The sequence below is a fragment of the Gottfriedia sp. NPDC056225 genome, assembly GCF_042267765.1.
GTDB lineage: Bacteria > Bacillota > Bacilli > Bacillales > Bacillaceae_G > Gottfriedia.
Genome location: NZ_JBHJTJ010000019.1, coordinates 39185 through 48660, shown reverse-complemented (window position 1 = coordinate 48660; position 9476 = coordinate 39185). Strand labels below are relative to the sequence as shown.

Genomic DNA, 9476 nt, shown 5'->3' with positions numbered 1-9476 from the left:
GTCTAATTTCTATGGTTTAAAAGAAGAGATTTCAATTCTACTAATGTTTATGAATGAACGAAATAAAGAGAAACCTGTAGAACAAGAGCTTGAACTAACATTTTCAAACTCTAAATAATTTTACAAAAAGGGGGCGCAATTTTGGTAACTACTACCGAAAATAAAAATAACATTCCATCTCTTGATTTTGAAAAAGAGTTAAATAGATGGAATGAGGTTCTTAATGTAATGAATAAACCTAAGCCAAAAATTTACCCTACTCCTAAACAAAAAGTATGGAAAAAAAATAAGGCAACCTTATATTACTATCCACCTGAAGAAAAAAAGTATGAAGTTCCGATCTTTTTAATTTTCTCTTTACTGAATCGACCTTATATTTTAGATTTTGCTCCAGGTGCTAGTGTGGTAGAAGGCTTGGTGAAACTTGGATATGAGGTGTATTTATTAGATTGGGGAATTCAAGGATACGAAGATAAAGAGATGAATCTAGAGGATTATATTGACGACTTCATTAAAAAAGGGGTCCAACGTGCATTACGACATTCGTCAGCTAATGAAATTACGTTACTTGGTTATTGTTTAGGTGGTGTACTTGCTTCCATTTATGCTGCTATCGCAGAGGAACCAATAAAAAATCTAATTGTGGCCACTGTCCCTATTGATTGGAGTGTGAACACTCTTCCAGACAAATGGCTAGAAGGTTTAAAACAAGGAACATTAAATATGGATCGCTGGATAGATGTATACGGTATACTTCCAGCTTGGCTAGTTTACGGATTGTTTCAAGCTTTCAATTCTCCAATTAACAATAGTCCATACGTTAATCTACTTGCCCGAGCTGATGATAAACGGTTTGTTAAAAGCTGGAGTCGTATTAACAATTGGATGAATGACCAGGTTCCATTTGCAGGAGAAACATTCCGTCAAATAATGAATGATATTATTATCGAAAATAAAGTAATTAAAGGAGAATTTTCGGTAAGAGGTAAAAAGGTAGACTTAAAAAATATAAAGTCAAATTTATTAGCAATCTCGTCTAAAAACGATAATTTAGTCCTGGAAGAACAAAGTCGACCAATCATGGATTTAGTTTCTAGTGAAGACAAGACCTTTCAAAAAGTAGAAGCTGGACACATAAATTTGGCCCTTACAGGTAAACTTGCTGGGATAGCAGATCAATGGTTAAAAGAACGTTCATAAGTGGAAAGCGGACAATAAAAAAGAGGGGTGTTTTCCCCCCTTTTGCTTCTAACCCGCCTTATTAGTAGGTGGATGTTTACTTAAAAAAGCTTTTATCGATTCATTATATTCTTTTGCTGATTCAATTTTAGCAGCATGACCTGTATTTTTAAGGATGACTAATTCGGAATTTGGAATCATTTCATGCATGCATATTTGAATCCAAACTGGGAGTAATGTATCATATTGCGCTCCAATGATTAGTGTCGGTACTTTAATCGTTGGTAAAAGTGAACGGTATTCTATATTTTTTATGGAATCCATTGCAAAAGGGACACCTTCTTTTGGTCTATAAAAATAATCAATTGCATCCATATTTTCTTTATTCCAAGAATAAAAACAACTCCTAGCTGTAATCTTTTTTCTAAGACTTGTAGGTAAATATTGTGAACGAGTTTTTACATATTTGAAAAGTGGGCTGCTATATGGTTTAAAGGCAGAATAAGTAGTACACGTAAGAATTAAAGATTTACACTTTTCAGGGGCTTGTCGATAAATTTCCTGTGCAACAATACCACCCATTGATAAGCCGCAAATGTGTGCGTTTTCAATTTTCAATTGCTCAAGTAAGCAGATAACGTCTTTCGCAAAATTTTCAATTGTAACTCCTTCAAATGTTTGGTTATCGCCATGACCTCTAAAATCCGGAATAATAAGATCGTAATGGCTAGATAACTCAAATTGTTTAAACCAGCTTTCTTTACATGAAGATAACCCATGAAGTAGAACTAAAGGTTCACCTTTGCCCATTCGCAAATATGGCATTTTACTTTGATCAACTACGGCTTCATACATGCAAACCACCACCAATTTATAGTTTTTTGTAATTTTTATAAACTATATTTGTTTAATAAATTCTATCTATTATAATTATTTCCTTTTTTTTTGATATATGACACATATATGTAAATTACAAGTATGAGCATTTTTGCTTAGGATGACAATTAATTGAAGAAAGTGAGGTAAAAAAATGAGAGACGTTTACTTAGTAGAGGCAGTAAGAACTCCAATCGGGAATTTTGGAGGTTCACTTAAAAATGTAGGAGCAGTACAACTTGCTAGTACTGTGGTAAAGGAGTCTTGGAAACGTTCTAATCTTCCTGCAGAATGCATAGATGAAGTAGTTCTTGGTAATGTTTTCAAGGCGGGACTTAAAGGTAATCCAGCCAGGCAAGCTGCAATCCATGCGGGTTTACCAGTGTCTTTACCAGCTATAACAATTGACAAACAATGTGCTTCAGGGCTCCGAGCTGTTACATTAGCATACCACCAAATAGTATCCGGTGATTCAAATATCGTTATAGCAGGTGGAACAGAAAGTATGAGTAATGTGCCTCATTTGTTATTTGATTCAAGGTGGGGCAAAAAGATGGGAGATTTAACTACAGTTGATGCACTTCTTCATGATGGGTTGCACTGTGCTATAGAAGGATATCATATGGGGATTACAGCAGAAAATTTAGTAGAACGCTATAACATTTCTCGTGAAGAGCAGGATGCTTTTGCTTTAGAAAGTCAGAAGAAAGCATTACTTGCTAGAGCGCTTGGTAAATTTCAGGAAGAGATTGTCCCTGTAGAGCTTAAAGGAAAGCAAGGTACAATTTTATTTAATGAGGACGAATATATAAGGGATACTACTCTACAAAAATTACAAAATCTTAAACCAGCATTTAAACAAAACGGAACAGTAACGGCAGGGAATTCCTCAGGTATAAATGATGGTGCAGCTGCTCTAATCGTTGCTTCCGAACAAGCGGTAAGGGAATATAACTTAAAACCACTTGCTAAAATTCGTTCAGTTGCAAGTGCAGCTGTTTCACCATCAATTATGGGAATCGGACCAGTTCCGGCAACTAGGAAAGCATTAGCACTTGCAAATCTTACAATAGAAGATATTGATCTCGCAGAATTAAATGAAGCGTTTGCTGTACAAGTATTGGCTGTACAAAAAGAGCTCGGCTTACCTGAGGAGAAAATCAATGTAAATGGTGGAGCGATTGCACTAGGTCATCCAGTGGGGTGTTCAGGTGCTCGTATATTGGTTACTCTTGTTCACGAACTAAGACGTCAAAAGAAACAATTAGGGTTGGCATCCTTATGTGTAGGAGGTGGTCAAGGTGTCTCAATTATTATCGAAACCGTTTAATCGTGTCGCAATAGTTGGTAGTGGTTTAATGGGTACGGGCATTGCTCAAATTGCTGCACAAAATGGTTTTCAGGTGACGTTAGTTGATCGAACCTTAGCAGATTTAGAAAGAGCTATGCATCAAATCAGAACAAATCTCCTTAAGTTGTTTCAAATGGAGCAGATTAATGAGTCGCAAATGAAACGAACTCTAGACAACATTTATACAACAACAGACTTACAAAATTCTAAATATTGCGATTTTGCAATTGAAGCAGTTCCAGAAAAACTAGCAATAAAACAAGAAATATTTAAGGAATTAGATACGTTAATGCCAGAACATGCCATTCTTGCAAGTAATACTTCATCACTTTCTATTGCTGCGATTGGATCTGTTACTTCTCGTCCTGATAAAGTTGTAGGAATGCACTTTTTTAGCCCAGTTCCTAAAATGAAACTAGTGGAGATTGTTCGTTCTGTCAATACAAGTGATGAAACGGTGCAAGTAATTCGCGAAGTTGGAGAAAGATTGCAAAAACAAATTATCATTGCAAACGATTATCCTGGATTTACTGTAAATCGTGTATTAGTGCCAATGTTAAACGAAGCAGCTTTTTTAGTGATGGAAGGAAATGAAGTTGAAGAGATAGATAAGGGCATGATGTTAGGTGCTAACCATCCAATCGGTCCTTTAAGATTATCGGACTATGTAGGAATTGATGTTTTACTATTTACATTAGAAAGTTTATATGAAGGGTTTAATGATTCAAAATATAGACCATGTCCATTATTAAAACGTATGGTAGAAGCGGGACATTTAGGTAAAAAAAGCGGTAAAGGATTTTATAAATATTAAAAGGGAGGGATGGGGTTGATTCTTGGAGTAGAGCAACAAATGATACAAGAAGTAGCTCGGAAAATAGCGAAAACTCACATTGAACCAAAGGCTGCTGAAGTAGACCGATTAGGCGAAACACCATGGGACAACATCCGAATATTAGCACAGAATGGATTATTTGGAGTAAATGTACCTGAAATGTTTGGAGGCTCCGGAGGGGATATGCTAAGTCATGTTGCGACGATAGAAGAGATAGCAGCTTCTTGCGCATCGACATCCGTTGCTTTATCTACACAGGCGTTAACGATTGCACCCTTTTTAATTGCAGGGACAAATGAACAAAAGAAGCAATTTGTCACTCCGCTTGCCAAAGGTGAGGTACTCGGATCCTTTGGTATTACTGAACCTGGTGCAGGCTCTGATGTAGCAAGTGCTACTACAACTGCTAAAAGATATGGAGACGAGTATATTTTAAACGGGCAAAAAGTTTTTATTACGAACGCGGGTGACTCTGATATTTATGTGTTTGTCACACGTACATCACAAGATCGAACAAATGGAATTACCTTATTTGTTGTAGAAAAAGATTCACCTGGTTTAAAGTTTGGGAAAAAAGAAGACAAAATGGGCATTCGAGGTTCTGCGACAAGAGAAGTATTTTTAGAAGATGTAAAGGTTCCAAAACATAACATACTAGGTCATGAAGGTGAAGGATTTAAGATTCTTATGAATGTGTTTAATGAAACTAGACCAGTTGTAGGAGCGCAAGCAGTGGGGATTGCCAAAGGTGCATTTGATTACTCTGTTAATTATGTGAAAGAACGAAAACAATTTGGGAAACCAATCGCTAGTTTTCAAATGGTCCAATCGATGCTAGCAGATATGAAAATGCAAATTGAAGCTGCCAGATTACTTGTTTATAAGGCTGCTAGTATGATAGATCAGAATGAAACTAATATAGCACCTTATTCCTCAATGGCAAAATGTTTTGCGTCAGATGTAGCAATGAAGGTTACTACTGATGCTGTTCAGTTATTAGGAGGATATGGATATATAAAGGATTATCCAGTAGAGAGAATGATGCGCGATGCAAAAATTACCCAAATTTATGAGGGGACGAACCAAATACAGCGTATTATTATCGGTAATCACATTTTACGAGACTAACAATAAAGTTGGTAATACCTTAAGAGATTGTTAAAGTTTTATTCCTCAGTGAACAGATAGGAGGTTAAGCTTATAGTCCGTAAATTGTACTCCTAATGAAGTTTAATTAATTTTAGGTTTTATTTAATTTTAAAAAATAAATAATTCCAAATAAGATTAGGTAGGAGAATAAAGCGATCATGGAGAATAAGCGTCTACGAAATAATGAGAATTTTCTCGGAAAAATAAATTTGAAAAGGAAGTCGGAATTACAGATTTGTGATGGACAGTTTGATGATGAATTTCAAATCGAATTTGAAGATGAGGCCTGTCAAGCAGCGAAACAGATAGGATATCCTGTGGTGATGAAAATGTTGTCAAAGGAAATTCATTTGGAATTAGTTGATGAAATCGTAAAATCCAATATTCAAAATGAAAACGAGCTTAGAAAAAATTATAGTGAAATGATGATGGAAGTAATAGAAAAATTTCCTAAAGTTAGTATTGAGGGAGTATTGATAAAAAAATTATACAGTAGGCAGGATTTCTTGTTGAAATGATTGGTCTTGTCGAATGATGTGGTCAAGAATCCTGGCAGCTAAAAGAAAATAGGAGGAGAAAAAATGAGTCAAAAAGTGAATAAATCAAAAGAAAACAAAAAAACAGAGGAACAATATTTTTTAGATCCATTTTTTGAAACATTGTGGGATCAATATGAAAACTCTTTATCACTTTCAAGAAGTCGTCGAGAGCAAAGACTTAGAGGGATTGTAGATACACTAAATAAAACAACAAAGTTTAATGAAGAATATCGTGAAACATTAAAAGCTTTTTTAGTTGATGTTAGTAATATGAATAATAGTTCTATCTTAAAACGATTTAAAAACAAGATTGAAAAAACAAGTGATTCATCTGATACAGAAACGATTGAACAACCAGCTGATGGAACAAATCGTAAATTAGAAAAAATAATGTTAACTCCATTAAATTCATCATTTAATTTGATTGATAAAGTAGAAAAGAATTTGAAGGAAAATAGTGAAACGTACATTGACTATGTAATTGAAAGAAGCAATGAATGGTCTGTTGTTACAGATAATTATTTAAACAAATTTAGAACAAGTCATCAAAATATCAATCATCGAATGGAAGATCGTGTTCGTTTGTTATTCACACAAGTAAATAATATCTATCGCTTTAACAATCAAACTCATTCTTAATTAAATTGTTTGAAGAGAGTTTGTCTTAAAAATGGAACCCTACTACTACCATTATGTTAGGCAATCTATCTTTATTTTTACAAACTAGATTTTAAGAATGAGAAGACTCAAACCTATTTAGGTTTGGGTCTTTTTTATGGTCTTTAATGGTATAAAACAGAAATGAGAGTATAGTTTTATTGAGTTAAAAATTTCTTTTCTTAAATTCATTAATATACAGATTGATAAATTCTTTTGAAATGAGAGAATTACTTTTCGATTCTTTTTGAATCCAACCAACAGATTTTGAATCTTGAACAAAATCTTCAATTTCAAGAAGGGATAGATCATGCTTTTCATTTTGGGGAAGTCCTCTGAATGAAAGGTCATAGCCTGCTGAAATTGCTAAATCATCTTTTAAAGCTCTTGATAATGCACTAGTATTATTTGTTTTAAACCATACATCAATTTTACCAATTGATCGATTAAAATGATCGACAAATTCATTTACATATTCCTCGTTATATAGTACGAATGGATACTTTAACAACTCCTTGGCAGGAACCTTTTTAAATGAAGATAATGGAGAGTTTTTACCAACAAAAACAACAATATGACCTTCCCAAAATTTTGTGAAGGTAAGCCCTGCATATTTTTTATCCATATTTTCATTTAATCCAATTAATCCAATATCCACCTTATTCTGATGAATATCCTCTAATATATCGCCTGATCCTTTTTCAGAAATTTGAATTTGAACATTAGGATAATCCTTTTTGAAATTTGAGATTGTATTGATTAAAATCTCCATTCCAATAGGAATTGCTGCGATTCGAAGTTCACCAACAGTTATACCATTTTGATTGTTGGCTTCTTCCTTAATTTCCTCTATTGATGAAATGACGTCTAACATCTTTAAAATAATATTTTTCCCTTCTGATGTTGGTACTGCACCGTTTCTGGATCTTGTAAATAATTTAATACCTAATTCAGTTTCTAAATTAGAAATCGATTGGCTAATAGCAGATTGGGTTACATGTAGATTATATGAAGCTGTTGTGATTGATTTTGTTTTAGCTACTTCTACTACATATTGAATTTGTTCTATATTCATTTTGGCTCCTTTGTCATTAGTTAAGCTAATGGAAATATAAGAATGTTTAAATATATCTTAACAAAAAATACTGTTAAAATAAAAACGAAAATATAAAAAGGGGATGTTTTGATTGAGATTATTAAATAAAACTGCAATCGTAACAGGCGGAGCCAACGGAATTGGTAAAGCGACTGTTCAAAAGTTTTTAGAACAAGGCGCTAAAGTTGTCTTTACAGATATTAATGAAGAAGCAGGCAATAAAACTTTAGATGAAATGAAAAAAATTTCTGAATCTGTCGTTTTTATTAAACATAATGTGCAGCTAGAGACGGATTGGATTAATGTTGTAAATGAAACAAAGAAAAACTTTGGTTCAATTGATATTTTATTCAATAATGCAGGTATTTTTAGTTCAAAACCTGTTACTGAATATGAAACAGAAGAATGGAATCGCTTACTTGGTATCAATGTAACAGGTGTTTTCTTAGGCATGAAACACACTGTACCATTTATGCGCGAACAAAAAGGCGGATCAATCATTAATACGTCCTCAGTTGCCGGATTGAAAGGTACTGCTAATGCAACTTTATATGGTGCAAGTAAAGGCGCTGTACGTATTATGACAAAAGATTTGGCTAAAGAAGTTGCTACTGATCAAATTCGTGTAAACTCGATTCACCCAGGTGTTATTGAAACAGCTATGGGTTCAGATTTAGCATCTAGTGTAAACGCATCTAATGAACAATTAGCAAAAACAATTCCTTTAAAACGATTAGGTACTCCTGAGGAAATCGCAAACTTAGTACTATTCCTTGCGTCTGATGAGTCTAGCTATATTACTGGAACAGAAATGGTCGCTGACGGTGGTATGACCGCTTAAATAATAAGTTTTTAAATATGGACTATGTTAAATGGGGGGAAACTATATGTTATTAAAAGATAAAGTTGCAGTTATTACAGGTGGAGCTTCTGGAATTGGAAAAGCTACTGCATTAAAATATACAAAAGAGGGTGCAAAGGTTGTCGTAGCTGACTTTAACGAAGCGGGAGCAATTGAAACAGTAGAGCAAATTAAAGCATTGGGTGGAGAAGCTGTTGCTTTTAAGGTAGACACTACTAATTTTGCAGAAGTAGAGTCATTAGTAGATTTTACAGTTAAAACTTATGGAACGATCAACGTTATGTTTAATAATGCTGGTATTGGTGCCACGAATCTAATTAATGATTTTGATGAAGAAATTTACCAAAAAGTTATTGCTGTAAATCAACATGGAGTGGCTTATGGTATCGCATGTGCTAGTAAAAAAATGATTGAACTTGGGGTAAAAGGTGTAATCATTAATAATGGTTCAGTTTATGGTTATTTAGCAAATAGAGGGGCACTAGCTTACAATGCTTCTAAAGGGGCAGTTGTAATGATGACAAAAACATCAGCTCTTGATCTTGCTCCACATGGAATCCGTGTTGTTTGTGTGGCTCCAGGTTTTGTTAGAACACCAATCACTAATGTATTAAAAGAAAAAGGTGTAGAAGATTTATATAAAAATTTCCAAATGAGAAAAGAATTTATTGAACAAGAAGATATAGCAGGAATGGTTTGCTTATTAGCAATGAAAGAAGCAAATGTTGTAAATGGAAGTACAGTTATGTTAGATGATGGTCTTACTGGTTTTAAAGCGCATGCTGAATATTAATCTTTTATTCAAATAAGTATTTAAATCATCTATAAAAATGCCCAAACGAATTGAAAGTACACTTTAGATTTAACTGTTATAAGTTGAGTTAAAGTGTATTTTTTTTATTTTTTTGTTTTTCGTAAAAATCTAGATGCGA

At 33.8% G+C, this 9476-nt stretch carries 10 protein-coding genes; 8 read left to right on the top strand and 2 right to left on the bottom strand.

What is annotated here, in order from left to right; translation table 11 throughout:
- Nucleotides 1–141: 141 nt before the first annotated feature.
- Nucleotides 142–1200 carry an alpha/beta fold hydrolase gene (locus ACFCYN_RS13880; protein WP_216854210.1) on the top strand — a complete coding sequence of 353 codons (1059 nt, stop codon included), beginning with the start codon at nucleotides 142–144 and terminating at the stop codon, nucleotides 1198–1200.
- 48 nt (nucleotides 1201–1248) lie between these two features.
- Here the strand turns inward: ACFCYN_RS13880 and ACFCYN_RS13875 are convergent, their stop codons facing one another.
- Nucleotides 1249–2034 (bottom strand): alpha/beta fold hydrolase, encoded by a 786-nt coding sequence (locus ACFCYN_RS13875; RefSeq protein WP_375949889.1) that lies wholly within the window; start codon nucleotides 2032–2034, stop codon nucleotides 1249–1251.
- Nucleotides 2035–2209: 175 nt separating this feature from the next.
- On the opposite strand from ACFCYN_RS13875, the gene ACFCYN_RS13870 reads away from it, so the two are divergent.
- The 5 genes from ACFCYN_RS13870 to ACFCYN_RS13850 all read left to right on the top strand — a co-directional run bounded on the left by ACFCYN_RS13870 (nucleotide 2210) and on the right by ACFCYN_RS13850 (nucleotide 6568).
- Entirely contained in the window at nucleotides 2210–3385 is a 1176-nt protein-coding gene (locus tag ACFCYN_RS13870) for a thiolase family protein (protein ID WP_375949887.1), read from the top strand.
- Nucleotides 3357–4220: a 3-hydroxyacyl-CoA dehydrogenase family protein gene (locus ACFCYN_RS13865; protein WP_375949885.1), complete on the top strand. Its 864-nt coding sequence runs from the start codon at nucleotides 3357–3359 to the stop codon at nucleotides 4218–4220. The genes ACFCYN_RS13870 and ACFCYN_RS13865 overlap by 29 nt, the downstream gene beginning before the upstream one ends.
- 9 nt (nucleotides 4221–4229) lie before the next feature.
- Nucleotides 4230–5369 carry an acyl-CoA dehydrogenase family protein gene (locus tag ACFCYN_RS13860; RefSeq protein ID WP_375949884.1) on the top strand — a complete coding sequence of 380 codons (1140 nt, stop codon included), beginning with the start codon at nucleotides 4230–4232 and terminating at the stop codon, nucleotides 5367–5369.
- Nucleotides 5370–5548: 179 nt separating this feature from the next.
- Nucleotides 5549–5908, top strand: a complete 360-nt coding sequence (locus ACFCYN_RS13855) for an acetate--CoA ligase family protein (protein WP_375949882.1) — start codon at nucleotides 5549–5551, stop codon at nucleotides 5906–5908.
- A 63-nt stretch (nucleotides 5909–5971) separates the two neighbouring features.
- Entirely contained in the window at nucleotides 5972–6568 is a 597-nt protein-coding gene (locus ACFCYN_RS13850) for a hypothetical protein (protein WP_172445558.1), read from the top strand.
- 184 nt (nucleotides 6569–6752) lie between these two features.
- Here ACFCYN_RS13850 and ACFCYN_RS13845 read toward each other — a convergent pair whose 3' ends face one another.
- Entirely contained in the window at nucleotides 6753–7661 is a 909-nt protein-coding gene (locus ACFCYN_RS13845; RefSeq protein ID WP_375949881.1) for a LysR family transcriptional regulator, read from the bottom strand.
- Nucleotides 7662–7773: 112 nt separating this feature from the next.
- On the opposite strand from ACFCYN_RS13845, the gene ACFCYN_RS13840 reads away from it, so the two are divergent.
- Together ACFCYN_RS13840 and ACFCYN_RS13835 are read left to right on the top strand one after the other, a co-directional pair.
- A complete protein-coding gene (locus ACFCYN_RS13840) occupies nucleotides 7774–8523 on the top strand; it encodes an SDR family NAD(P)-dependent oxidoreductase (RefSeq protein ID WP_375949880.1) in 750 nt (249 codons plus the stop codon).
- A gap of 46 nt (nucleotides 8524–8569) precedes the next feature.
- A complete protein-coding gene (locus ACFCYN_RS13835; protein ID WP_375949878.1) occupies nucleotides 8570–9337 on the top strand; it encodes an SDR family NAD(P)-dependent oxidoreductase in 768 nt (255 codons plus the stop codon).
- Nucleotides 9338–9476 lie beyond the last annotated feature (139 nt).